The 24,488-nt window shown below is 71.5% G+C and carries 25 protein-coding genes; 13 read left to right on the top strand and 12 right to left on the bottom strand.

All coding sequences use genetic code 11. The features are described 5' to 3' along the window. Nucleotides 1-120 precede the first annotated feature (120 nt). Nucleotides 121-2,502, top strand: coding sequence for a putative bifunctional diguanylate cyclase/phosphodiesterase (locus tag ACZ6S4_RS08220; RefSeq protein WP_465474230.1), 2,382 nt, complete (start codon nucleotides 121-123; stop codon nucleotides 2,500-2,502). Here the strand turns inward: ACZ6S4_RS08220 and ACZ6S4_RS08215 are convergent. Beyond that, on the bottom strand, nucleotides 2,468-3,034 hold the full coding sequence (locus ACZ6S4_RS08215) for an HhH-GPD-type base excision DNA repair protein (RefSeq protein ID WP_465474229.1): 567 nt from the start codon (nucleotides 3,032-3,034) through the stop codon (nucleotides 2,468-2,470). The two genes, ACZ6S4_RS08220 and ACZ6S4_RS08215, sit on opposite strands and share 35 nt — an antisense overlap. Before the next feature lie 72 nt (nucleotides 3,035-3,106). Here ACZ6S4_RS08215 and ACZ6S4_RS08210 point away from each other — a divergent pair, with 72 nt between their 5' ends. The 5 genes from ACZ6S4_RS08210 to dtd are packed head-to-tail and all read left to right on the top strand — an operon-like array spanning nucleotide 3,107 to nucleotide 6,029. After that, nucleotides 3,107-3,835: a GntR family transcriptional regulator gene (locus tag ACZ6S4_RS08210; protein ID WP_465474228.1), complete on the top strand. Its 729-nt coding sequence runs from the start codon at nucleotides 3,107-3,109 to the stop codon at nucleotides 3,833-3,835. After that, entirely contained in the window at nucleotides 3,835-4,551 is a 717-nt protein-coding gene (gene deoC / locus ACZ6S4_RS08205; RefSeq protein ID WP_465474644.1) for a deoxyribose-phosphate aldolase, read from the top strand. The genes ACZ6S4_RS08210 and deoC overlap by 1 nt, the downstream gene beginning before the upstream one ends. A 40-nt stretch (nucleotides 4,552-4,591) precedes the next feature. After that, on the top strand, nucleotides 4,592-4,930 hold the full coding sequence (locus tag ACZ6S4_RS08200) for a hypothetical protein (RefSeq protein WP_465474227.1): 339 nt from the start codon (nucleotides 4,592-4,594) through the stop codon (nucleotides 4,928-4,930). 29 nt (nucleotides 4,931-4,959) lie between these two features. Continuing rightward, complete coding sequence (locus ACZ6S4_RS08195) at nucleotides 4,960-5,619, top strand: phosphotransferase (RefSeq protein WP_465474226.1); 660 nt, start codon at nucleotides 4,960-4,962, stop codon at nucleotides 5,617-5,619. Next, nucleotides 5,607-6,029 carry a D-aminoacyl-tRNA deacylase gene (dtd, locus tag ACZ6S4_RS08190; protein WP_451912569.1) on the top strand — a complete coding sequence of 141 codons (423 nt, stop codon included), beginning with the start codon at nucleotides 5,607-5,609 and terminating at the stop codon, nucleotides 6,027-6,029. The genes ACZ6S4_RS08195 and dtd overlap by 13 nt, the downstream gene beginning before the upstream one ends. Before the next feature lie 10 nt (nucleotides 6,030-6,039). Here the strand turns inward: dtd and ACZ6S4_RS08185 are convergent, their stop codons facing one another. Beyond that, on the bottom strand, nucleotides 6,040-6,825 hold the full coding sequence (locus ACZ6S4_RS08185) for a sporulation protein (protein ID WP_433721375.1): 786 nt from the start codon (nucleotides 6,823-6,825) through the stop codon (nucleotides 6,040-6,042). 309 nt (nucleotides 6,826-7,134) lie between these two features. On the opposite strand from ACZ6S4_RS08185, the gene sigB reads away from it, so the two are divergent. Both sigB and ACZ6S4_RS08175 read left to right on the top strand, forming a co-directional pair. Continuing rightward, on the top strand, nucleotides 7,135-8,091 hold the full coding sequence (gene sigB / locus ACZ6S4_RS08180) for an RNA polymerase sigma factor SigB (RefSeq protein WP_465474643.1): 957 nt from the start codon (nucleotides 7,135-7,137) through the stop codon (nucleotides 8,089-8,091). A 151-nt stretch (nucleotides 8,092-8,242) separates the two neighbouring features. Beyond that, the gene (locus ACZ6S4_RS08175; protein ID WP_465474225.1) at nucleotides 8,243-8,620 is read left to right on the top strand and encodes a YrdB family protein; all 378 of its coding nucleotides are present in this window, start codon (nucleotides 8,243-8,245) and stop codon (nucleotides 8,618-8,620) included. Between the two features lie 6 nt (nucleotides 8,621-8,626). On the opposite strand, the gene ACZ6S4_RS08170 is transcribed toward ACZ6S4_RS08175, so the two are convergent. Next, nucleotides 8,627-11,173, bottom strand: a complete 2,547-nt coding sequence (locus ACZ6S4_RS08170; RefSeq protein WP_465474224.1) for a bifunctional acetate--CoA ligase family protein/GNAT family N-acetyltransferase — start codon at nucleotides 11,171-11,173, stop codon at nucleotides 8,627-8,629. Nucleotides 11,174-11,185: 12 nt separating this feature from the next. After that, nucleotides 11,186-12,370 (bottom strand): acetoin utilization protein AcuC, encoded by a 1,185-nt coding sequence (locus tag ACZ6S4_RS08165; protein ID WP_465474223.1) that lies wholly within the window; start codon nucleotides 12,368-12,370, stop codon nucleotides 11,186-11,188. A gap of 290 nt (nucleotides 12,371-12,660) precedes the next feature. Between ACZ6S4_RS08165 and ACZ6S4_RS08160 the strand changes: the two genes are divergently transcribed. Continuing rightward, nucleotides 12,661-13,410, top strand: a complete 750-nt coding sequence (locus ACZ6S4_RS08160; protein ID WP_465474222.1) for a metal-dependent transcriptional regulator — start codon at nucleotides 12,661-12,663, stop codon at nucleotides 13,408-13,410. A gap of 17 nt (nucleotides 13,411-13,427) precedes the next feature. Here the strand turns inward: ACZ6S4_RS08160 and ACZ6S4_RS08155 are convergent, their stop codons facing one another. Both ACZ6S4_RS08155 and ACZ6S4_RS08150 read right to left on the bottom strand, forming a co-directional pair. Beyond that, nucleotides 13,428-13,982, bottom strand: coding sequence for a hypothetical protein (locus ACZ6S4_RS08155; protein ID WP_465474221.1), 555 nt, complete (start codon nucleotides 13,980-13,982; stop codon nucleotides 13,428-13,430). 64 nt (nucleotides 13,983-14,046) lie between these two features. Further along, nucleotides 14,047-14,220, bottom strand: coding sequence for a DUF5522 domain-containing protein (locus ACZ6S4_RS08150; RefSeq protein WP_465474220.1), 174 nt, complete (start codon nucleotides 14,218-14,220; stop codon nucleotides 14,047-14,049). A 64-nt stretch (nucleotides 14,221-14,284) separates the two neighbouring features. On the opposite strand from ACZ6S4_RS08150, the gene ACZ6S4_RS08145 reads away from it, so the two are divergent. After that, nucleotides 14,285-14,737, top strand: coding sequence for a hypothetical protein (locus ACZ6S4_RS08145; RefSeq protein ID WP_465474219.1), 453 nt, complete (start codon nucleotides 14,285-14,287; stop codon nucleotides 14,735-14,737). Nucleotides 14,738-14,762: 25 nt separating this feature from the next. Then, nucleotides 14,763-15,677: an alpha/beta fold hydrolase gene (locus tag ACZ6S4_RS08140; RefSeq protein WP_465474218.1), complete on the top strand. Its 915-nt coding sequence runs from the start codon at nucleotides 14,763-14,765 to the stop codon at nucleotides 15,675-15,677. Nucleotides 15,678-15,790: 113 nt separating this feature from the next. Here the strand turns inward: ACZ6S4_RS08140 and ACZ6S4_RS08135 are convergent, their stop codons facing one another. After that, a complete protein-coding gene (locus ACZ6S4_RS08135) occupies nucleotides 15,791-17,002 on the bottom strand; it encodes an MFS transporter (RefSeq protein WP_465474217.1) in 1,212 nt (403 codons plus the stop codon). Between the two features lie 69 nt (nucleotides 17,003-17,071). Next, entirely contained in the window at nucleotides 17,072-17,827 is a 756-nt protein-coding gene (locus ACZ6S4_RS08130; RefSeq protein WP_465474216.1) for an AraC family transcriptional regulator, read from the bottom strand. 64 nt (nucleotides 17,828-17,891) lie between these two features. On the opposite strand from ACZ6S4_RS08130, the gene ACZ6S4_RS08125 reads away from it, so the two are divergent. Continuing rightward, nucleotides 17,892-18,443: a TIGR03086 family metal-binding protein gene (locus ACZ6S4_RS08125; protein WP_465474215.1), complete on the top strand. Its 552-nt coding sequence runs from the start codon at nucleotides 17,892-17,894 to the stop codon at nucleotides 18,441-18,443. Here the strand turns inward: ACZ6S4_RS08125 and ACZ6S4_RS08120 are convergent. From ACZ6S4_RS08120 to ACZ6S4_RS08105, 4 genes are all read right to left on the bottom strand, one after another. Then, nucleotides 18,440-19,105, bottom strand: coding sequence for a hypothetical protein (locus ACZ6S4_RS08120; RefSeq protein WP_465474214.1), 666 nt, complete (start codon nucleotides 19,103-19,105; stop codon nucleotides 18,440-18,442). The two genes, ACZ6S4_RS08125 and ACZ6S4_RS08120, sit on opposite strands and share 4 nt — an antisense overlap. 86 nt (nucleotides 19,106-19,191) lie before the next feature. After that, on the bottom strand, nucleotides 19,192-22,074 hold the full coding sequence (locus ACZ6S4_RS08115; protein WP_465474213.1) for a vitamin B12-dependent ribonucleotide reductase: 2,883 nt from the start codon (nucleotides 22,072-22,074) through the stop codon (nucleotides 19,192-19,194). A gap of 92 nt (nucleotides 22,075-22,166) precedes the next feature. Beyond that, on the bottom strand, nucleotides 22,167-22,688 hold the full coding sequence (nrdR, locus tag ACZ6S4_RS08110; protein ID WP_360549662.1) for a transcriptional regulator NrdR: 522 nt from the start codon (nucleotides 22,686-22,688) through the stop codon (nucleotides 22,167-22,169). A 324-nt stretch (nucleotides 22,689-23,012) separates the two neighbouring features. Next, on the bottom strand, nucleotides 23,013-23,348 hold the full coding sequence (locus tag ACZ6S4_RS08105) for a LysM peptidoglycan-binding domain-containing protein (RefSeq protein WP_465474212.1): 336 nt from the start codon (nucleotides 23,346-23,348) through the stop codon (nucleotides 23,013-23,015). A 240-nt stretch (nucleotides 23,349-23,588) separates the two neighbouring features. On the opposite strand from ACZ6S4_RS08105, the gene lexA reads away from it, so the two are divergent. Continuing rightward, a complete protein-coding gene (gene lexA, locus ACZ6S4_RS08100; protein WP_433721388.1) occupies nucleotides 23,589-24,416 on the top strand; it encodes a transcriptional repressor LexA in 828 nt (275 codons plus the stop codon). Nucleotides 24,417-24,488: the final 72 nt, after the last annotated feature.

Below are 24,488 nucleotides of genomic sequence, written 5' to 3'. Positions count from 1 at the left end.
CCCATCCTCGCACCGCGACCGGGCAGGTGCCCACAATCGACGCAGCCCTCCCGCCCGCAGCGGGGCCTGCGGCGCCCCGGAACCGTTCACAAAGCCCGCGGTCCTACCGATGAGACAGATGTGCGGTGGGTGCCCTGCGGGCTGAACCGGCGGCGCTGGTCGGGCGTCGCCCTCGTCGTCGTGGTCGCCCTCCTGGGCTGCACGACGTCCTGGTTCGCCGCGCGCAACGCGCGCGACGCCGAGCAGCGCTACGCCGCGCAGCTCATGGACCGCTACACCAGCGACCTCACCCGGGCGATCACCACCCAGATCCAGCGGTACGGCGACACGCTCGCCGACGTCGCCATCGCCCTGGGCTCGCAGACGGACCTGACCGCCGGTGACTTCACCTGGATCACCAACAAGATCAGTAACCGCCACCTGCCCGGCGCCACCTCGCTCGGCTTCGTGGTCTCCACCCCGCCCGGCGGTGTCGCGGCGACACAGTCCTACTGGCGTGGCCGGGGTGCTACCGACCTGACCCTGCGGCCGGCCGCGACCGAGGGCGAGCACGCGTTCGCGGTGTTCGCCCGTTCCTTCGACGACCTGCCCGCGCGGCCCGGCACCGACGTGACCGCCTCGCCCGAGGCCGCCAAGGCGCTGAAGGACGCGTACACGGTCGGCGGTTTCGCCGTCAGCCGGGCGTACATGCTGCTCAAGGACCAGGCCGTCCCGGTGGCCGAGCGTCAGCTGTCGTTCCTGTTCGCGGTGCCGGTCGCCCGCATCGGCGGCGCCTTCCGCGGCTGGCTGACCATGGGAGTGCACGGGCGTGACCTGCTGGCGGAGACGTTGCGGACGCAGGCCCACGGGGCGGTGGCCGCCGACCTGGACGACCCGACCGACGCCGTCGAACGGGCCATCGCCACCTCCGGGATCCCCGCGGCGGACTACTCCCCCGCGCTCGACCGGGTCGCCACCATCTCGGCCGGGCTGCGCACCTGGGAGCTGGAGGTGCATCCCACCGAGCAGCTGCTGCGGGAGACCGACCGCGGCATCGTGAAGACCACCTTCGCCGTGGCCATGACCATCGCGTTCCTGCTCACCATGCTCGTGGCCCTGCTCACCGGCGCCCGCAACCGGGCGATGGGCAAGGTAGACGCCGCCACGGCGGCGCTGCGCGGTGACATCGAACGCCGGCAGAAGGTCGAGAACCGGCTGCGCGAACGCGAGCTCGAACTCGAACAGATGGCCCTGCACGACCCGCTGACCGGGCTGGCCAACCGGGCCGGCCTGGACGCCCGGCTGGCCGAGGTGGTGGGCCGGCGTACCGACATCGCCCTGCTGCTCATCGACCTCGACGACTTCAAGCTGGTCAACGACGTGCACGGGCACGCCGCCGGCGACGCCATGCTGACCGAGTTCGCGCAGGTCCTGCTGGCCGGGGTGCGGGCCGGCGACGTGGCCGCCCGGATCGGCGGCGACGAGTTCGTGGTGCTGGTCACCGGCGTGACCAGCCCGGACCAGGCGGTCGCGGCGGCGCAACGGGTCCTGGCCATGGCGGCCGCGGCGCCGGTCCATCTGGGTGACGACCTGCTACCGGTACGGGCCAGCGTCGGCGTGGCGACCAGCCGGCCCGACGACACCCCGAAGGAACTGCTGCGCCGCGCCGACATCGCCATGTACCAGGCCAAGCACCTGGGCAACCACGGCGTCCAGCTGCACGACCCGTCGATGAGCGACCACCGCGCCGCCGACGCCCAGCTCGGCGAGGATCTGGCCGGCGCCCTGGAACGCGGCGAGCTGCACGTGCTCTACCAGCCGCTGGTCGACCTCGCGGACGCCCGTCCGGTCGGCGTGGAGGCGCTGGTCCGCTGGCATCACCCGCGGCTGGGGGTGGTGTCACCGACGCAGTTCATCCCGATCGCCGAGCGCAGCGGCACGATCGCCGACATCGGCCTGTGGGTGCTGGAGACGGCCTGCCGCCAGGTTGTCGAGTGGGGCGAGCTCTACGTCAGCGTCAACCTGTCCCCGCGGCAGTTGCAGGAGGAGTCGCTGGTGGCGGACGTGCTGGGGGTGCTGACGCGTACCGGGCTGGCGCCGGACCGGCTGTGCCTGGAGATCACCGAGTCGGCCCTGGTGGACGAGAGCGCCGGCATCGCCAAGCTGCGGGCGCTGCGCGACCACGGCATCCACGTGGCGATCGACGACTTCGGCACCGGCTACTCGTCGCTGCACTACCTGACCCGGCTGCCGGTCGACATCCTCAAGATCGACCGCAGCTTCGTGGCCCAGCTCGACGGCACCCCGGAGGGCTCGGGCATCACCGAGGCGATCCTGCGGCTGAGCCAGGTGCTGCACCTGAAGACGGTGGCCGAGGGCATCGAGAACGCGGAGCAGGCGGCCGAACTGCAGATGCTGGGCTGCGGCATCGGGCAGGGCTACCTCTTCGCCCGGCCGCTGCCGCCGGCGGACCTCTTCGAGCTGCTGGTCAGCCCTTCGCGGCAGCCTTCATCTCCTTCTTGAAGGCCCGCACCTTGCCCAGCGACTCGGCGTCGACGATGTCGGCCACCGAGCGGTGCGAGCCCTCCTCGCCGTAGGCGCCGGCGGCCTCACGCCAGCCGGGCGGCTGGACGCCGTACTGCTTGCCGAGCAGGGCGGTGAAGATCTGCGACTTCTGCTTGCCGAAGCCGGGCAGGGCGGCGATCCGTTTGACCAGCTCCTTGCCGTCAGCGGCGTCGCGCCAGAGGTTGGCGGCGTCCCCGTCGTAGGTGCCGACCAGGGCCTGGCAGACCTCCTGCACGCGGGCGGCCATCGCCTTGGGGAACCGGTGCAGGGCGGGCGGCGTGGCGAAGATCGTGACGAGCTGCTCGGGATCGAACTCGGCGAGCTCGGCGGCGGTGGGGGCATGACCGAGCCGCTGCGCGAGCACGTACGGCGAGCTGAACGCCTTCTCCAGCGGAATCTGCTGGTCCAGCACCATGCCGATGAGCAAGGCCAGCGGGTCGTTCGCCAGCAGCTCGTTGGCCTCGGCGTCGATGGGCAGCGAAAGCGTCATGGCCCACATCCTATGGACTTCGCCGCAGCCGACGGCTAACTTCTAGATTGTCTAGACGACCTGGAGGAGACGATGGCCAACACGCCGCTCTACGTGCGCATCGAGCGAGCGCTGCGAGCCCGGCTCACGACCGCGCGGCCGGGTGACGTCGTGCCTGCCGAGACCGCCTTGGCCGAGGAGTTCGGCGTCGCTCGGATGACCGTGCGGGCCGCCCTCAACGCGCTCGAGGCCGACGGGCTCATCGAGCGGATCCAGGGCCGGGGCACGTTCGTCCGGCAGCGGCCCGCGCCGCGCGCCGCCGGCACGTTGATGAGCTTCCACGACCAGGTGCGCAGCTGGGGGCGGAGCCCGTCGTCCCGGCTGGTCGAGGGCGAGGTCCGGGCGGCGACCGCCGAGGAGGCGGCCGCGTTGCAGCTCACGGCCGCGGCTCCCACCCTGGTCTCGATCGTCCGGGTACGGCTGGCCGACGACGTCCCGCTGGCCATCGAGTACGCCTGCTTCCCGCCCCACCTGGAAACGCTGCTCGATGCCGACCTCGAGACCGGCTCCCTGCACCGCGCCCTGCACGAGCGCGGCCTGCGTCCCACCCTCGGCTCGTCGACCCTGACCGCCCAGCCCGCCGGCCCGGACGGCCCCCGCCTGCAGGTCAGCGAAGCCGAGCCGCTGCTGGTGGAGAGCCGCGTGATCGTCGACCAGCACGCCGCACCCCTGGAATACAGCGTCAGCCGGTACGTCGGCTCCCGCTACTCGCTGCGCGTCACCTTCGACGTGCAGCCACCCCGAGAAGGAGAAACGCCGTGATGCCCTCCGTCGAGCAGGTCGCCTCGATGATCGACCACTCGCTGCTGCGCCCCGAGCTCACCACCGCCGAGGTGCGGCAGGGCTGCGAGGTGGCGGCCCAGCGCCGTACCGCCTCGGTCTGTGTCCGGCCCGCCGACGTGGAGCTCGCCGCCGGGCTGCTGGCCGGGACCGGTGTGCTGGTCGGGACCGTGGTCGGTTTCCCGCACGGCAGCACCACCACGGCCGTGAAGGTCGCCGAGACGCGGGCGCTGGTGGCGGCCGGCGCCGACGAGATCGACATGGTGCTCTCCATCGGCCGGCTGCGCGGCGGCGAGACGAGTTACGTGCACGACGACATCGCCGCGGTCGTCGCGGCGGCGCAGGGTCGCTGCGTGAAGGTGATCCTGGAGAACGCGTACCTCAGCGATGAGCAGAAGGTCACCGGTTGCCGGCTCACCGAGCAGGCGGGCGCGCAGTTCGTGAAGACGAGCACCGGCTTCGCCCCGGGCGGCGCCACCCTGCCCGACATCCGGCTGATGCGCGCGACGGTGTCCCCGGCGATCGCGGTCAAGGCGGCCGGCGGCGTACGGACCCTGGACACCCTGCTCGAGCTGGCGGCCGCGGGCGCGACCCGGTTCGGCGCCACGGCGACCAAGGCGATCCTGGACGACCTGGCCGCCCGCCACCGCGGTGAGCCGGCCCCGGCGGACAGCCCGGTGACCACGGGTTCCTACTGAGCCCGGTTTGCTGCGGTGCCGTTCGGGCAAAACCCTGGCCATGAGTGACAACACCGAGATCGGCAACGGCGACTACGCTCCCGAGGCAGTCGAGGAGCCGAGCACGTACCGCCCCGAGAAGGGTGACGACGACCCGGGCCTGTCGAGCACCCTCGCCGCCGGCACCGACACCGAGCAGCTGCTCAACGGCGGTCCGCCGCCCGCGGGTGGCGGCATCATGACCACGACCGGCGGCACCGCGGGGCCCAACAGCTTCAAGACGCCCCCGCGTTCGGGCCCCGGCGTCGCCCCGACCACCACCGGTGACGCCACCACCGGCGCGATGACCACCCCGGTCGACAGCTACACCAGCGACGCGTCCAGCAACGCGGTCGACTAGGGCCTGTCCTGACCGGATATCTTCGGCGGGTGACGGGACCGTTGCTCGCCGCCGGCCGGGAGGCCGACGTGTATGCGCTGGACGACCAGCGCGTGTTGCGCCGCTACCGGCGGGACGCCGACGTCACCGGCGAGGCCGACGCCATGCGTCACCTCGCCGGTCTCGGCTATCCGGTCCCGGCCGTGTACGACGCCACCGGCCGGGACATGGTCCTGGAACGCCTCGACGGCCCGACGATGGCCCACGCCCTGACAACCGGCGAGCTCGGCGTGGAGCAGGCCGCCGCGCACCTGGCCGACCTGCTGCGCCGGCTGCACGACCTGCCGCCGTGGCCCGGCGCTCCGGCCGGCTCCTCCGTCGTCCACCTGGACCTGCACCCGCTGAACGTGCTGATGACCGCCCGCGGCCCAGTGGTGATCGACTGGTGCAACGCCCGGCCCGGCGAGCCCGACCTGGACATCGGCCTGACCGCGCTGATCCTGGCCCAGGTCGCCGTCGAGCACGGCCACGAGTGGTCCGCGGCCGCCGATCAGTTGCTGGTGGCGTTCCTGCGGGTGGCCCCCGGCGACCCGATCCGGTTGCTCGACGAGGTGGTGCGCTTCCGCCGGTGGCAGCTCGACACGCTCACGCCGGCCGAGATCGCGCTGATCGACACCGCGGCGGAGAGGATGCGGGCATGCGTGCGTTGATCCAGACCGTCAGCCGGGCCAGTGTCACGGTGGACGACGAGGTCGTCGGCAAGATCGAGGACGGGCTGCTGGTGCTGGTCGGCGTCACCCACGACGACACCGCCGCGACCGCCGCCACCCTGGCCCGCAAGGTGCACGAGCTGCGCATCCTCGACGGTGACGCCTCCGCCGCGGACACCGGCGCCCCGCTGCTGGTGGTCAGCCAGTTCACCCTCTACGGCGACGCCCGCAAGGGCCGTCGGCCCACCTGGTCCGCCGCCGCGCCCGCCGAGGTGGCCGAGCCGCTGGTCACCGCCTTCGTCGAGGCGCTGCGCGAGCGGGGCGCACCGGTGCAGACCGGCCGGTTCCGGGCCCACATGCTCGTGGAGAGCGTGAACGTGGGCCCGAGAACCGTCTGGCTGGAGCTTTGAAACTGGATCTCTAGAAGAAGCCGCGGCGCTGGGCGGACTGCTGGAGCCAGCCGTTGAGCTGCGCGGTCCAGTCGACCTGGTCCACCGAGCGGTAGTCGACGTCGAAGCGCCCGAACGCGTCGTGGCCCTCGGTGAACAGACCACCGCGCTTGTCGATCTCCAGCACCACCTGCAGGTTGTGCGGGGTCGGGATGAACGTGACCTCGAGCTGGGTGATCCGGCCCGCGTACTGCGACGGCGGGTAGAACTCGATCTCCTGGTAGAACGGCAGCGTCTGCTGGACGCCGTAGACCCGGCCCCGCTCCACGTCGGCGCGGCTGAACCGGAAGCCCAGCCGCAGGAAGGCGTCCAGGATGCGTTCCTGGGCCGGCAGCGGGTGCACAGCCACCGCGTCCAGGTCACCCTTGTCGACCGCCCGGGCCACCTCGAGCTCGGTACGCAGGCCCATCGTCATGCCGTGCAGGTGCTGGCCGTACACCTCGGTGATCGGGGTCTCCCACGGCACGTCGAAGCGGAACGGGATGTCGTGCCGGGCGCCGGCGTCCAGCTTGAACGAGCCGGTCAGCCGCTGCCGGTGGAACTCCTGGTCGGTGTTGTACTCGCTGTCGCCGCTCTCCACCTCGACCCGGGTCATCAGCCCGACCGCCACGTACTCGATGTCGACGGCGTGGTCGCCGCCCATGACGTGCACCTGCCCCTCGAGGAAGCCCCCGGGGCGGCAGTTGGGGTTGGCGAGCACCGTTTCCACTGACGGGCCCCCGACACCCATCGCCTGCATCATGCGCTTGAAGACCACGAATCCTCCTTGTAGCGAACCTGCCGCCGATTATGGAGCGCCCCCGCCCCATACGGAATTGCGTCACTGTACGTACATGTCCCACCAAGCCGGGCAGGTTGTCGGGTAGGCGACCTCAGGGTTCTCCCCGATTCATGCCACCTGGACGCTTGCCTCACCTCCGCTTAACGCGCCTGCCGCCAAGCTAGTGATCACCGGCACGAATGCGGCTGGGAATGCACGACTCGGTGAACGCGGGGAGGGGACTGAAAGGTGGTCCTGCAGATGAAGGCGACGGAGTCCACGGCGGCGGTTGCTGCCGAGACCATCATGACTGACGGTGTCGAGCCCTTGGCGGACTTGGACGCGATCGACGAGCGCGGCGTCTCGGCCGACCTGGTCCGGGCGTACCTGAACGGCATCGGCCGCACCCGCCTGCTGACCGCGGTCGAGGAGGTGACGCTCTCCAAGCGGATCGAGGCCGGCCTCTACGCGGAGGAGAAGCTCCCCGCGGCGGGCGAAGATCTGGCGCCGCTGCTGCGGATCATCATCACCGAGGGCCGGGCCGCCAAGAACCACCTGCTCGAGGCCAACCTGCGGCTCGTGGTGAGCATCGCGAAGCGCTACACCGGCCGTGGCATGGCGTTCCTGGACCTGATCCAGGAAGGCAACCTGGGCCTGATCCGCGCGGTCGAGAAGTTCGACTACACCAAGGGCTACAAGTTCTCCACGTACGCCACCTGGTGGATCCGCCAGGCCATCACCCGCGCCATGGCCGACCAGGCCCGCACCATCCGCATCCCGGTGCACATGGTCGAGCAGGTCAACCGCATGGTCCGGGCCCGCCGCGACCTGGCCACGACGCTGGGCCGCGAGCCGGTCGTCGCCGAGATCGCCACGGCCATGGGCGTGCCGGAGTTCCAGGTCATCGAGCTCATCTCGTACGACCGGGAGCCGGTCAGCCTGGACCAGGCCGTCGGTGAGGACGGCGAGAGCGCCCTCGGTGACTTCGTCGCGGCGGTCGACCCGCGCGGCGAGCCCGGCGACAGCGTCGGCCGCAGCGAGCTCCGCGGCGAGGTCGAGATCGTGCTCTCCACGCTGTCCGAGCGGGAGTCCGCGGTGATCCGGCTGCGCTTCGGCCTGGACGACGGCCGGCAGCGCACCCTCGACGAGGTCGGCCGCGAGTTCGGGCTGAGCCGCGAGCGGATCCGCCAGATCGAGAAGGTGACGATGTCCAAGCTGCGCGACCCGCAGCGGGCGTCGCGCCTGGAGGCCTACGCCAGCTGACACCCGCACCAACCACGAGGCCGGTCGCGATGCGCGACCGGCCTCCGCCGTGTCCGGGAGCGGGTCGGGCGAAATCCCGACTGACGCGGCGGGCATCATCGGCGACAATCAACGCGGCGCCGCAACGAGCATTTCGGGGAGGTGGGGCCGGGTGCGAGGCTTCCAGCTGCTGCTGCGGTTCGTGCTGGAGTTGTGCGCGCTGGCGGCGCTGGCCTATGCGGGCTGGCAGACGTCGGCCGACTTCTGGGTGCGGCTGCTCGTCGCGATCGCGTTGCCGCTGCTCGCGGCTGTCGTGTGGGGACAGTGGGTGGCACCGAAGGCCCGCCGGCCGCTTCCGGACCCGCTGCGGCTCGTACCGGAATGGCTGGTCTTCGGTGGCGCGACCGTCGCTCTGGCCGTGACCGGGCACCCGATCCTCGCCGTGGCGCTCGCCGTCCTGGCCGGCGCGAATCGCCTCGCCCTGCACCTGCTGCACGTCACCACCGGCGGCCGCACCGAGGAGCACCCGGACCCCCGGATCCCGCACTGAGGGAGGTCAGGCGCTGTGCAGGCGGCGGGGGCCGGTGTCCGGGCGGGTGCCGGCCTCGCCGATCTCCACCGAGGCGTGCAGCACCGTGATGCCGTCCGGGCGGGCCAGCACCGGGTTCAGGGACAGGGCACGGACCCGGGGATGCTCGTCCGCCAGCCGGCCGACCCGCAGCAGCAGATCCACCAGCGCCTCCCGGTCGACCGGCGCCGAACCGCGGTAGCCGTGCAGAAGCGGTGCCGCGCGAGGCTCGTCGACCAGCGCGGCGGCGGCCCGATCGGTCAGCGGTGCCGCCCGCCAGGCCAGGTCGCCCAGCAGCTCACTGGCCACCCCGCCGAGACCGAAGCCGACCACCGGGCCGAACGCCGGATCCTCGACGACCTCGATCGTGCACGCCACTCCGGGCGGGACCATGGACTGCACCAGGACGTGCGGGCCGAACGCCGCCTCCAGCTCGCGGTAGGCGGCGCGGACGTCGTCCTCGTCGGCCAGGGCCAGCCGGACCGCGCCCAGGTCGATGCGGTGCCGCAGGGCGCCACCGGCCGCCTTCAGCGCGACCGGGTAACCCAGCGCGTCCGCGGCGGCCAGGGCCTCGTCGATCGAGGTGGCGGAGGTGGACGGCTCGACCTTGATGCCGTACGCGGCGAGCAGCTCGGCGGGCGGGCCCTCGACCTCAGCGGCTGACGGGTCCACGCCGGACAGTGCCGGCATGACGCCCGGTGGCTGCCGGAGCCAGTCGGCGTACCCGGCGACGCGGCCCAGGGCACGGACGGCCTCCTCCACCGACGGGTACGCCGGCACCCGGTCGGGCATCGTGCCCAGCAGGAACGTCGCCACGGTCGGCTTCTCCCCCGCCATCGCCACGCTGCCCAGGGCCGCGGTGAAGTCGGCGTCCTCGTCGGGGAGCTGACCGGGCAGCGGCGGCGCGAAGACCACCACGAGGGCGTCCACCCGGTCGTCGACGGCGGCGTCGGCCAGCGCGTCGGCGAAGTCGTGCGCGCCCGCCTGCGGGCTGATGTCGCAGGGATAGCCCTCGGCCACCGTCAGGCCGTTGGCCCGGCACGCGGCCACGGCCAGGCTGGACAGTGCCGACGAGTTGCCCACGATCGCGACCCGGCGCCCGGCCGGCAGCGGCTGGTGGGCGAGCAGCAGACCGACGTCGAACATCTCGGCGACGGTGTCCACCCGGATCACGCCGCTGCGGGCGAACAGGGCGGTGACCGCGCGGGTGTCCGGGCCGGGCAGGTCCCCGGCGAGCCCGGCCGGGCGGGTCGCCGACGCCACCGCGACGACCGGCTTGACCCGGCTCATCCGGCGGGCCAGCCGGGCGAACTTGCGCGGATTGCCGAACGTCTCCAGATAGAGCAGGACGGCGTCGGTGCCGGGGTCGTCCTGCCAGTACTGCAGCAGGTCGTTGCCGGAGACGTCCGCCCGGTTGCCCGCCGACACGAAGCTGGACAGGCCGAGCCCGCGACGTTCCGCCTCGGCCAGCAGCGCCACCCCGAGCGCACCGGACTGGCTGAAGAAGCCGACCCGCCCGGCGGCCGGCAATCGCGGCGCGAGCGTGGCGTTGAGGCGTACCGCGGGGTCGGTGTTGGCGATCCCCAGGCAGTTCGGGCCGACCACGCGCAGGCCCGCCGCGTGGGCCGCGTCGATCAGCGCGCGCTGCGCGAGCGCACCCTCCACCCCGGACTCGGCGAAGCCGGCGGAGACGACCACGAGACCACCCGCGCCGGCCGCGGCCGCGTCGGCCACGGCGTCCGCAACCCCTTCCGGCGGTACGGCGATCAGCGCCAGATCAACCTCAGCACGGGCTTCCACCGCCGACCTGTACGCGGGCAGCCCGGCCACCCGTTCCGCGCTGCGGTGCACGGGCACGATCGTTCCGGTGTAACCGCCGTCACGGATGTGACCGAGGATCGCCGCGCCGATGCCCTGGCCGCTGGCGCTGGCGCCGTACACGGCAACGGCGCGCGGATGCAGCAGCCGCGCGATCGACCGTGACTCGGTGCGCTGCTCGCGGCTCTCCTGCACCTCGCGGGACTTCTCCGTGGGGGCGATCGGGAAGCCCAGGTGCACGACGCCGTCGGCGTACTTGCGCTGGACCTGGTAGCCGAAGTCGCTGAAGACCCGCAGCATGCCGCCGTTCTGCGGGAGGACCTCGGCGACGAAGCGGGTGATGCCGTTCTCCCGGGCCGCGTCGGCCAGGTGCTCCAGCAGCACCGAGCCGATCCCCCGGCCCTGGTGCGCGTCCTCGACGACGAAGGCCACCTCGGCCTCGGGTGACTCCGGGCCCAGCCGCTCGTAGCGGCCGACCGCCATGATCCGCGGGCCGCTGACGATGACGAAGGCCTCGCGGTCGTGATGGTCGACGTTGACGAAGCGGGCCAGATCGCGTTCCGGAATGCGCGGATAGGGAGAGAAGTAGCGCAGGTAGCGGGTGCGGTCGCTCATCCGGGAGTGCAACTCCACGATGGCCGGTGCGTCCTCGGGGCGGATCGGGCGCAGATGAACGGCGCTGCCGTCGGAGAGCAGCACGTCCGCCTCTCTGGTCACCGCATTCCCCTCTCAGTCCCGGATGTCCTGCGGGTCCAGCCCGTGCAGCGGGAAGACCACCCGCCGGGTCGCCATGATGGCCTTGTCGACCGGGTCCGGCGTGGTGCCCGGCTCCCAGCGTTCGACCGGCGGGGTGGTGCCGTCGGTCAGTGTGAGCGGCACGTCCTCACCGGGCCGGCGGTCGGCGGCGAGCTTGCGCCAGGCCGGCGGGATGGCCGTGCCCGGATCCAGCGCCTCGCCGGTGGCCACCGCCAGCAGATGGGTCCAGGCCCGCGGCACGACCTCGACCAGGGCATACCCGCCGCCGCCGGTCGCCACCCAGCGGCCGTCGCAGAACTCGTCGGCCAGGCCGCGCAGCGCGATGTAGGCGGCGCGCTGGCCGTCGACCGACAACCGCAGGTCGGCCAAGGGGTCGAGCCGGTGGGCGTCGGCGCCGCACTGGGTGACGAGGATCTGCGGCGCGAACGCGCGCAGCACCGACGGCACGACGGCGTGGAAGGCACGCAACCAGCCCGCGTCGCCGGTGCCGGGCGGCAGGGCCAGATTCACCGACATGCCCTCGGCGCCCGGGCCGCCCGATTCCTCGGGATAGCCGGTGGTGAAGGGGAACAGCGCCAGCGGCGTCTCGTGCAGGCTCACGGTGAGGACCCGGGGATCGTCGTAGAAGGCCGCCTGCACCCCGTCGCCGTGGTGCACGTCGACATCCACGTACGCGACGCGCTCCGCACCCAGGTCGAGCAGCCGCGCGATGGCCACCGCCGGGTCGTTGTAGACGCAGAAGCCGGCCGCCCGCGCCGCCATCGCGTGGTGCAGCCCGCCGGAGACGTTGACCGCCCGGGTGGCCGCGCCGCTCCACACGGCCTCGGCCGCGGCCAGGGTGGCGCCGCAGATCCGCGCGCTGGCCTCGTGCATGCCCTCGAAGACCGGATTGTCCGGGGTGTTGAGGCCCCAGCCGCGGAAGAAGGGATCGTGCGGGGCGAGCCGCACCGCCTCCAGATACTCCGGCCGGTGCACCCGGAGCAACGCCGCGTCGTCGGCCGGCTCCGGCACGACCATGCGCACCCCGGGGCGATCGAGCACGCCCAGCTCCCGGGCGAGCGCCATGGTGAGCTCGACCCGCACCGGATTCATCGGGTGGTGCCCCATGTCGTACGCGAGCAGCGCCTCGTCCCAGACCACCGCCGTCGACTCCGCCATGAGCCTCATGCTGCCACGCCGGCGGGAACAATCGGGGGTCGCGATGACGCTGCAAGCATGGCGCCGGTTCGTCGACGGCCCGGTTGGATAGAGTGCGGGCACTGATGTCGTTGCCGACCACATGCCCGACCTCGATGCCCGGCAGGTCGCCGAGCCGGTCGCCGGCGTCAGACAGCCGGCCCGCTGGGGGCCGGCGCGGCTCTCCGGGCCCGCACGGTCCGCGAGATTCGGCAGGAGATCCCAGCTCGACTACCCTTGACAGGCACGCTTACTCCGGGAGGTCAGTACCGATGGCGCGGACTCACAACACGTCAGCCAAGAAGTCCGACACGAAGGTACATCACGTAGACCTCGTCGACACCACGGAGATGTACCTGCGCACGATCCTCGAACTGGAGGAGGAGGGCGTACCGCCGCTGCGGGCCCGCATCGCCGAGCGCCTGCACCAGAGCGGGCCCACCGTCAGCCAGACCGTCGCCCGGATGGAGCGTGACGGGCTGCTGACCGTGGAGAACGACCGGCACCTGCTGCTCACCGAGGAGGGCCGGGTCGCCGCCGTGGCGGTCATGCGCAAGCACCGGCTCGCCGAGCTGCTGCTGGTCAACGTCATCGGGATGCCCTACGAGGAGGCCCACGAGGAGGCCTGCCGGTGGGAGCACGTGATGAGCGACTCCGTCGAGCGCAAGGTCTACGAGCTGCTCAACAAGCCGACCCGGTCGCCGTACGGCAACCCGATCCCCGGCCTCGAGGTGCTCGGTCTGCCGGCCGAGGAGCCGCTGGAGAGCAGCGCGACCGTGATCAATGCGGGCGAGCGCAACCTGGCTTTCCCGGGGCTGACCGGCAGTGTCGTGGTGCGCCGGATCTGCGAGAGCGTGCAGACCAACGCCGGGGTGCTGCGCCAGCTGCACGCGGCCGGCATCGACCCGGGTGCGACCGTGACGGTGGCGCAGGAGCGCGACGGCGTGACGATCGACCGCTCCGGCGACAAGATCCGGCTGCCGCGTGAGGTCGCGTCGCGGGTCTTCGTCGACGCCCGCTGAGCCGACCTGCCACTCGTTCAGCCGTCGGTGGTGTCCATCGCCTTCGCGAGGTCGAGCAGCTTGGGCGCGAGGTCGTCGACGGCGTCGCGCGGCGCGTCCTCCGGGAAGGTGAAGCGCAACGTCTGCAGCTGCTCGGCCTCGCTGAGCCAGCCGATCTCGACGGTGGGGCCGTGCCCACCGGTGGCCTTGGTCACCAGCCGGTAGCCGGCCTTGCCGAGGCCCTTGAGCTTGGTCGCCTTGGCCGGCATGAGCTCCTCGGTGAACAGCTCGGCGTCGGCCTTGGTGCTCTCCACCACCGAGAGCGCGAGGTCCGGCCAGGCGGCGGTCTCGGTCTGCACCACGCAGGTGGACGTGTCGTCGATCTGGTCGGAGGCGGCGATGCTGAAGGCGACGCCCAGCTTCTGCTCGATGAAGGCGTAGTCCCAGAGGATGCAGGCGCCACCGGCCGAGGCGGCGGGCTGCTGCACGACCTGCACCGGGGGCAGGGCCGCGGTCTCGTCCTTCTTGTCCGTGCAGCCGGCCAGGGACAGCAGCGCGGCTGCCGCGCCGAGGGCGATGAGACGCGAACGCACGAGGGTCCTCCCGACTTTCGGGGCACACCGTACTGTGCGCGAGGCGGGGGACGAAAGCCCCACCTCAGGGACGGTCAGCGTACGGACAGTGACGACAGCCCCGGGTGCAGCAGGTGCCACGCTTGGCGAGGAAGGCCGCGGTGAGCACGAACAGGCCGGTGTCCGGGTCGAGATAGCCGGCCTGGCCGGCGGCGACCGCGGCGGCGTGCGCGGCCTCGATCCGCGGATCCTTGTCCACCGCCCCACCCTAGCCAGCCGGCGATCACTTGACACCAGGTGTCAAGTAGCGATTGCATACCCGCATGCCGTCGAGGACCGCGCTGATCGAGCAGATCGTCCGGCTGCTCGACATCCGCCTGCTGGACCCGCTGGAGGTCCTGCTCGAAGGCGACGACGCGGTGGAGGCACTGCGCCGGCTCGTACGGCATCGCGCCGGGCAGTGGGCGACGCAGATGCTCGACAGCGACGACACCACCGCGGTGCGAGCAGCTGTGCGGCTCATCGCGACGCTGTATCCGGGCGACAGCGCCTTCGACCCGCCGGTCGACTGGTGGCGCACGCCGCTCGGCGGGGTGGTCGCCCGGCGGGTCGGGCATCCGTCCGCGGAGTCGGTGTCCTACGCCACCGCCGGGGCCATGCTCGGTATCACCCGCCAAGGAGTCCATGACCTGGTCCGGCGGGGGCGGCTGCCGCGCCATCCGGACGGTGGAGTCCCTTCCACGGCCGTCCGGGACCGGCTGCGCAGCGAATCGTGAAGTTCCTAGTGCTGGGAGAGATGTTGTGATCAACGATCGACTGGTCGATGCCGGCGAGCTGCCTGTCGCCGTCCGGGACTTCGGCGGGGAGCAGCCGCCGTTGCTGCTCCTGCACGGCGCCGGCGGCAACCTGGCCATGCTGACCACGCTCGCCCGGGCCCTGCGCCCCCGGCACCGGGTCATCACGCTGGACCTGCGCGGGCACGGGCGCTCCGGCGACGGTCCATGGTCCTGGGACGCGGCACTCGGTGACATCGCCGCGGTCACCGTGCAGCTGGAGCTCAACCGGCCCGCGGTGGTCGGGCACTCGCTCGGCGGGATGCTGGCCGTGCTGTGGGGGCAGCGACACCCGGAGACGCCCGGCGTGGTGAGCCTGGACGGCAACCCACCGCCCACCCGGCCCGACCAGTTGCCCGGCCTCGACCAGGAGAAGGCGGCGGCAGAGCTGGCCCGGCTCACCACGATCTTCGACACCATGCACGCCGGGATGGGGCGGACGATCCCGTCGGAGGAACTGCCGGACCTGGTGGAACGCCAGCAGATGGCGGCCCGGGACATGGGCGCCAACGAGAAGGTGTGGATCGAGGGCTTCCGGCGCAACCTGGTGCACAAGAACGGCGAGACGACCATGCGGCCGTCGGCCGGGACGTCCGCGGAACTGCGGGCGCTGATGAACGGCCTGGACCTCGGCCCGGTGTACGCGACGACGCCGGCCCCGACGCTGGCCGTACTGGCTACGCGTGACCTGCCGGAACAGGAGCCCTTCGCTGATCTGTACGCGGCGCACCGGCGGTATCTCGTGGAGCAGGCCGCGGCGGGTGCCCGGGCCAATCCGCGGATGCGGTATCTGCAGCTCGAGGACTCGTCGCACGCGATGGTCATCGAGCAGCCGGAGGTGCTGGCTTCGCTGATCGGCGACTTCCTCAGCGGCGGCCACTGAGCCCGCCGAGGCCGCGTCGGCGGCGGGACCGGGCGGCCCAGCTGGGGCGGACCTGGCGCGGCGGTGGGGTCGGGGCCGGCCCGGACCGGATGGGCCTGGCTCGGCGGGTGGGGTCAGGGGTCGGGGGCGGTTCCGGCCGGGGTTTCGGCCGGCTTGAGCGGGCGGGCCGCGCCCGAGGCCGCCAGGCCCAGGCAGATGGCCGCCACGACCACCAGCAGGGCGCGCAGCACCCCGAAGTGTTCGGCCAGGAAGCCGATCAGTGGCGGTCCGGCCAGGAACGAGCCGTACCCGATCGAGCCCGCCACCGACACCCGGATCGCCGCCCGCAGCGGGTCGTCGGCCGCCGCACTCATGCCGATCGGGAAGCCCAAGGACGCGCCCGCGCCCCACAGCAGGGCTCCCAGCAGGACCAGTGGCACACCGACGCCCGACACCACCAGCAGCAGGCCGATCAGGGCCGTCAGGGCCGTGCCGCGCAGGACCCGGACCCGGCCCCAGCGTTCGATCGCGTTGCCGCCGAAGAGGCGGGCCAGGGTCATCGCCGAGACGAAGAAGCCGAAGCCGATCGCGCCGACCGTTTCCGTCGCGTGGTAGCCGTCGACCAGGCTGATCGCCAGCCAGTCGTTGGCCGTGCCCTCGGTGAAGCCGAAGCCCAGCATGATCAGGCCGATCAGCAGGGTGCGGGGCTCACGCCAGGCGTCCCGGACGCGGCCGGCCGAGCGCTGCGCCGCCGTGGTCGCGACGTGCGGCAGGAAGCGGCGCACGGTCACGATCATCACGACCGTGCCGACGAGCGCGGTGCCGAGCAGTTGCGTGGTGACGCTGACGCCGGCTGCCGCCGCGGCCGCGCTGAGCCCGGCGCCACCCACGGTGCCCAGGCTGAAGCCGGCGTGGAAGCGGGGCATCAGGGTGCGGCCGAGGCGGCGTTCGACGTCGGCGCCCTCGACGTTCATGGCCACGTCCCAGGTGCTGTTGCCGCCGCCGAGCAGCACGAGGCCGACGCCGGCCAGGGGCACCGAGCCGAGGTAGGTGCCCGCGGCCATGCCGAGCAGGCCCAGCATCACGGCCATGCTGCCGAGCAGCACCGACCGGGCCGGGCCGAAGCGCTGCACCAGCGGGCCGGCCAGCGGGATCGCGGCGATGGCCGCGCCGGAGAGGCAGAGCAGCAGCAGGCCCAGCCCGGCGGAGCTCAGGCCCAGGTCTTCCCGTACGGCGGGGGCGCGGGCCAGCCAGCCGGCGAAGGCCAGGCCGTTCGTGCCGAAGGTGACGCCGACTGCGACCTTCGCGGACTCGATGCGGGCACGGTCGGGGACGGCTGTGGTCACGCCCTCGAACTTAACCGTTAAAGTGACGATTCGTAAGACGGTTGGCAGTGACGCCGGTCCCTTGCCGCCTCAGCGGCCCGGGTAGCGCTCGGCGTAGCGGGTGGGCGACTCGCCGACCATGGCGGTGAAGTCGCGGATGAAGTGCGCCTGGTCGGCGTAGCCCAGCTCGCCGGCGAGGCGCACCCAGTCGATGTCCGCCCCGGACGCGAGCCGCTCCCCCACCTCGTGCAGCCGGTACCGGCGGATCACCCACTTCGGGCCGAGGCCGACGTACTCGGCGAACAGCCGCTGCAGCCGGCGGATGCCGATCCCGGCGCGGGCCGCGAGCGCGTCGACCCGGGTGAGCTGCGGCTCGGCCTGCACCAGGGCCACGATGGCCGCGGCCTGTTCGGCGAGCGGATCGGGCGCCGGCAGCCGCGCCCGCAGAAACTCCTCGACCTCCTGCTGCTGACCCTGAGGCAGGTCAGGGCCGAACACGGCCGCGGCCGGGAGCGTGCGTCCGGTGATTGTGGCGACGCTCGCGCCCAGGAACGGGCGGAAGCAGCCCGGGCGGAACGTCACCCCGAAGACCCGGCCGCGGCCTTCGAGCATGCGGACGACATGCCCGCGCTCCGGGCCGCGGACGACCGCGTCACCGTCGCGGAAGGTCAACTGCACGTTCGGGTACGGGACGATCTTCTGCTGGTACGGCTGCTGTCCGCACAGGTCCCACTCCGCTGCCCAGTAGCCGGCGACGAAAGGGGACAGATCGGCGGCCGGGACGCCGTACCAGTGGCGTTGGAAGGTGGCCCACGCGCCGCGGAGCTCGCGCGCGTCCCGGACCATGACCGCAGCCTAGCGTCGCGTTTTTTCAAGACGGCGGCGTGCGCGCCGCCTATCGTCGGCGGTCATGCGGGAACACGAACTCATTGCCCTGGCGGCGCCTCCGACCCTGGCCGTCGCACGGGCCATCCGGCCCGACCAGCTCACCGCCCCGACGCCCTGCGCCGAGTTCGACGTCCGGGGGCTGATCGACCACATGGTGCACTGGGGACCGAGCCTGGCCCGGGCCAGCCGGCACTCCGACGGCGTGCCCCGGCCGGGCGGCGACCCGCTGGAGCGGCAGATCGAGCTGGTCGTCGCGGGCTGGTCGGTGCCGGACGCCTGGCAGGGCATGACCACGATGGGCGGGCCGCACGAGATGCCGGCCCGGATGATCGGCGCGATGGCGATCGGCGAGGTGGTCGTGCACGGCTGGGACCTGGCCCGGGCGACCGGCCAGCAGGTCAGCTGGGACACGACGCTGCTGGACTTCCTGTACGACGAGGTGGCGAAGACGGCTGAGCTGGGGCGGGAGATGCAGGCGTACGGGGCGGAGGTCCCGGTGCCCCGCACCGCGCCGGTGCTGGACCGGATGCTGGGGCTGACCGGCCGCGACCCGCACTGGAGCCCCGAACCCTAGCTGTCCCGCGCCGGCCAGCCGCCGCAGACCTCGCCTTGCCGGCGGGGATCTCCGGCGGTCAGCCGGCCGGCGAGTTGTTCCGCCTGGGCGGCCGGGTCGTCGCCGGTGATGGTGAGTTCGACGCGGTACTGCGTGACCGCCACCGCGTCGCGGTGGAGCAGGAACACGGTGATCTGGTGCGGCTGCCACGGCCAGGCGGACACAGCGGTGAGCTCGCAGCCCCATCGGGACGGCCAGGTGGGGTGGCCGGTGAGGCGCTGCTCCAGCAGCCGGGCCACAGCGCGCGCCGGCCACTCCCAGCTCAGATCGGCGGCGGCGCGGTCGACCTCCCGGTCGTAGGCCTCCGCGTCGAAGCGGAGCTCGGGCAGACGCAGCTCGTCGACCGGGTTGCGCCAGCCGTCCCAGACGACGTGATCGCCGTCGCGGCGTACGGTCACGTAGACCGCGCCGCAGCATTCCTCGACGCATTCTGCGGTGGCCAGGCGTGCCTCGTGCGGCTCGTCGGTGGCCGTCAGCGGCCCACCCGGGCGGAGCAGCCGGGACGGGTCCGTGCCGGGGCCCTCGGTGAAGTCGGCGTCGGCCAGGAGATCGCGGCCGTCCACGAAGGGGCGCACTTCAGCCGCAGCCGGTGAGATGACCACTCGCAGATCCAACCGGCTCATGGGCTTCCCGCCTTCCCCGCTCCACAGCGGAAGGGAGCCGAACCTAGCGGTCCGGCTCCCTTTCTGCCTAACTCACTGCTCTGGGATCAGCTGCAGCCCGAGGTCGAGCCGCAGCCCTCGCAGACGTAGCAGCTGCCGGCCGGGCGCATCTTCGTGCCGCAGGTGAAGCACAGCGGCGCGTCGGCCGACGTGCCCAGGACCACCTCGAGCAGCTCCGTCGAGGAGCCCACCGGGGACGGCGCGCTCTTCTCGGCGTCGGCCGCGGGGACCGTCGCTGTCGGGGACGACGCGGCACCGACCGGGGCGGAGACCGGCGCGGACGCCGCCATGCCCGCCAGGTCGACGCCCGAGGCCTCGGCCGCGGCTTCGGCCTGGATCTGCGCCGCGCGCTCCTTGGCGGTGAAGATGCCCAGCTCGGCGCGGGCGTCGTAGGACAGGAAGTCCAGGGCCAGGCGACGGAAGATGTAGTCCATCACCGAGGCGGCCATCCGGACGTCCGGGTCGTCGGTCATGCCGGCCGGCTCGAAGCGCATGTTCGTGAACTTGCTGACGAACGTCTCGAGCGGGACGCCGTACTGCAGCCCTATCGAGATCGCCACCGAGAAGGCGTCCATGACGCCGGCCAGGGTCGAGCCCTGCTTCGACATCTTAAGGAAGACCTCGCCGAGGCCGTCGTCCGGGTAGGACGACGCGGTGAGGTAGCCCTCGGCGCCGCCGACCGAGAAGGAGACCGTCTCCGACGGGCGCTTCTTCGGCAGGCGCTTGCGGACCGGGCGGTACTCGACGACCTTCTCCACGACCGGCTCCACCTCGGCGGCCGGCGTCTCGGCGGTCACCTTCGGCTTCGCCGCCGACAGCGGCTGGCCCACCTTGCAGTTGTCGCGGTAGATCGCCAGCGCCTTGAGGCCCAGCTTCCAGCCCTGGTAGTGGACGTTCTCGATGTCCTCGACGGTGGCCGACTCCGGCATGTTGATCGTCTTGGAGATCGCGCCGGAGATGAACGGCTGCACCGCGGCCATCATCCGCACGTGGCCCATCGGGGCGATGGACCGCTCGCCCATGGCACAGTCGAAGACCGCGTAGTGCTCCGGCTTGAGGCCGGGGGCGTCGACCACGATGCCGTGGTCGGCGATGTGCTCGACGATCGCCTCGACCTGCTCCTCGGGGTAGCCGAGGCTGCGCAGCGCGCGCGGGACCGTCTGGTTGACGATCTGCATCGAGCCGCCGCCGACGAGCTTCTTGAACTTGACCAGGGCCAGGTCGGGCTCGACGCCGGTGGTGTCGCAGTCCATCATCAGGCCGATGGTGCCGGTCGGCGCGAGCACGGAGGCCTGTGCGTTGCGCCAGCCGTTCTTGTCACCGATCTTGTTGCCGTTCTGCCACTGCTTGGTGGCCTCCCGGACGATCGCGGTGGCGACGGTGCCCGACGGGCGGATCTCGTCGTTGGCCGCGGCGTGCTTGCGCATGACCCGCTTGTGGGCGTCGGCGTTGCGGGCGTACCCGTCGTAAGCGCCGACGACGCCGGCGATCTCGGCCGAGCGGCGGTACGCCGTGCCGGTCATCAGCGAAGTGATAGCGGCGGCGACACTGCGGCCCGACTCCGAGTCGTACGGGTGGCCGGTCGCCATCAGCAGGGCGCCCAGGTTCGCGTACCCGATGCCGAGCTGGCGGTAGGCCCGCGTGGTCTCGCCGATCTTCTGGGTCGGGAAGTCGGCGAAGCAGATCGAGATGTCCATCGCGGTGATGACGAACTCGACGCTCTTGACGAACTTCTCGATCTCGAAGCCACCGTCGGCCTTGAGGAACTTCATCAGGTTGAGCGAGGCCAGGTTGCAGGAGGAGTCGTCCAGCGACATGTACTCCGAACACGGGTTGGACGCGGTGATGCGGCCGGTCTCCGGGTTGGTGTGCCAGTCGTTGATTGTGTCGTCGTACTGCAGGCCCGGGTCGGCGCACTCCCAGGCAGCCTTGGCGATCTCGGTGAACAGCTTCTTGGCGTCGATGGTCTCGATGACCTCGCCGTGCAGCCGGCCGCGCAGGTCGAAGGTCGTGCCCTCCTCGACCGCGCGCATGAACTCGTCGCTGACCCGGACCGAGTTGTTGGCGTTCTGGTACTGCACCGAGACGATGTCGCTGCCGCCGAGGTCCATGTCGAACCCGGCGTCGCGCAGGGCCCGGATCTTGTCCTCCTCGCGGGCCTTGGTGGTGACGAACTCGGAGATGTCGGGGTGGTCGACGTCCAGGATCACCATCTTGGCCGCGCGGCGGGTGGCGCCGCCGGACTTGATCGTGCCGGCGCTGGCGTCCGCGCCGCGCATGAAGCTGACCGGGCCGCTGGCCGTGCCGCCGGAGGAGAGCAGCTCCTTGGAGGAGCGGATGCGGGAGAGGTTGACGCCGGAGCCGGAGCCGCCCTTGAAGATAAGCCCCTCCTCCTTGTACCAGTCCAGGATCGAGTCCATCGAGTCGTCCACGGACAGGATGAAGCAGGCGCTGACCTGCTGCGGCGAGGCGGTGCCGACGTTGAACCAGACCGGCGAGTTGAAGCTGAACACCTGGTGCAGCAGCATCCAGGTCAGCTCGTGCTCGAAGATCTCCGCGTCGCCCGGGTTGGCGAAGTAGCCGTAGTCCTCGCCCGCCTTGCGGTAGGTCTTGACGACCCGGTCGATCAGCTGCTTGAGCGACCACTCGCGGGTGTCCGTGCCGACCGCACCCCGGAAGTACTTGGTGGTGACGATGTTGGCCGCGTTGACGCTCCAGGTGGTGGGGTACTCGACCCCGCGCTGCTCGAAGTTGATCGAGCCGTCCCGCCAGTTCGTCATGACGACGTCGCGGCGCTCCCACTCCACCTCGTCGTACGGGTGGACGCCCTCGGTCGTCCAGACGCGCTCGATCCGCAGCCCCCCGACCGCGGCGCCCCCGTTGCTCGCGCGACTGCGCTGCCTGCCTGCTGTCATACCGTCACCGGCCATTTCGTGCTCCCCCTCGATAGATCGCAGCTTCCCCACCGCGATCCGCTTGCCGACATTCGGGCACGGCTGTCGCCATGCCTTGGATAAAAGGCTTATTTGGTACGGGTTTCCGTCCATTTGGCCGGACGTCCACCGCTGGGCCGGGCGGGCACCGTGTGCCGGGCTCCCGCCGCCGCCTCGCGCAGATCGGCGAGCTCACGTTCGAAGTCCTCGAGCGAGTCGAAGGACTTGTAGACGCTCGCGAAGCGCAGATAGGCGACCTGGTCGAGCTCCCGCAGCGGCGACAGGATGGCCAGACCCACGTCGTGGCTGGGCACCTCGGCCGCGCCCTTGGCCCGGACGGTCTCCTCGACCTTCTGCGCGAGCAGCGCGATCGAGTCCTCGTCGACGGGCCGGCCCTGACATGCCTTGCGGACACCGCTCATGATCTTGGTCCGGCTGAAGGGCTCAGTGACGCCGTTGCGCTTCACGATCGCGAGCACGGCCTCCTCGACCGTGGTGAAGCGCTTGCCGCACTCCGGGCACGACCGGCGACGACGAATCAGCTGACCGTCGTCGGCCTCACGCGAGTCGACCACACGTGAGTCGGCGTGCCGGCAATACGGACACCGCACCGAAATCCCCCTGTCGCCGGGCGCTGCCACCCAGGTCGCCGGAGCCGTCGCGGAACCGTCGTCCAGGCACGCCGAATGACAGCCCGCGGAAGCGGTGAGACCGCCTCGTGGCTGTGGACGAACCTGTGGATGACGGGGTTGCCCGACCCCAACCTGTGGATGACTTACACCCTTGTAACTACTAGATGTTGGGGTTGACGTTATGCCGCTGCGGACGTCGATGCAAGTTCACCGGCGCGTCGGCGCGCCGCTTTTTCTACCTCAACACGAGGGGTGCCGCACCGGTCACGGCCAGCACCGGAACAACATGATCAACGCAGTGGATCAACGCGTCCGGGGAACCACGAGAGTGTCACCGGCGTGAATGGCGATCTCCTCGTCACCGAGGCCGTTGAGCCGGCGGATCTCGGCCACCACGGCATGCGGGCTGCGACCCGGGTCGGTGCGGGCGGCAATGTCCCACAGCGTGTCGTCGGACTGGACCACGACGGTGGGCGTCGGACCGGACGGGGAATTCTCGGCCCGGGAAGCAGTGGTCCACAACACGGCGCTGGCCAAGGACGCGAGAAGGATGAAGAAGGCCAGCACGACGACGCGACCCCGCCGGGTCAACCGCAACGGGGCCGGCTCATCGACCCGCCGCATACCAGTGACCACCACGGCATATTCCTTTCTCCGCATACATCCCTCGGACAAGCGTTCGATCGAACGCCCGTACGACGGTCTATCAGAACAGACGTACGGAAGTCGAGCACTTCCGAGCGACACGCCGCGAGAAAGTCGTACAGATGTTTGAATATGTCGTACCCCGCAGTTACGGTTCTCGGTCAAGAGGGGTCAGCCGGGCACAAGTCCATCCCCACGGGCGAATGTCCGGCTCCGCGAGCGCACCACGTGCCGATGAGGCACTGGCCGACAGGGAGGGCCAACGTGTCGACCGACGACCGGACGAGCCGGCAACACCAGAATGACTCGAAGCCAGAGGCCGCCAATACCAAGGCGGCGATGCGCCGGCGCACGCCGTCCCGGGCCCGCAGCGGTGACGCGCCGCAGCTGCGCAGCGTGACGCCGGTGGTCAGCCAGTTCCCCGATCTGGTCACCGCGGACCTGACCGCACGCCAGCGCCGGATCCTCGAGTTCATCCGCGACTGGGTGGAACGCTATGGGTACCCGCCGAGCGTCCGCGAGATCGGCGAGGCTGTGGGTCTGGTGTCGCCGTCGAGTGTGGCGTACCAGCTGAAGGAGCTGGAAAAGAAGGGCTTCCTGCGCCGCGACCCGAACAGGCCGCGCGCCGTGGACGTACGCGCGCCCAGCGAGATGGTCGACGACGAGGCGCTGCGGTCCGCGCGGCCGACCCCGGCGTACGTGCCGCTGCTGGGCCGGATCGCCGCCGGTGGACCGATCCTGGCCGAGCAGGCGGTGGAGGAGTTCTTCCCGCTCCCCCGCGAACTGGTCGGCGAAGGCGACGTCTTCATGCTCGAGGTCAAGGGCGACTCGATGATCGACGCAGCCATCTGCAACGGCGACTGGGTAGTGGTCCGCCAGCAGCCGACGGCGAACGTGGGCGACATCGTGGCGGCGATGATCGACGGTGAGGCGACGGTCAAGAGCTACCGGCAGCGGGACGGGCATGTGTGGTTGATGCCGGCCAATCCGGCGTTCGACCCGATTCCTGGGGATGACGCTACGGTGATGGGTCGCGTGGTCGCCGTTCTCCGGCGAGTCTGACGGTTCGCCGATCGGCTGGCCGGGTGCACCGGGCCGGGGTGTGGGTGCGCCGGGCTGTGGGTGCGCCGGGGT

The sequence above is a fragment of the Actinoplanes sp. NPDC051405 genome (assembly GCF_055586185.1).
This window is presented reverse-complemented; position numbering and strand designations above follow the sequence as displayed.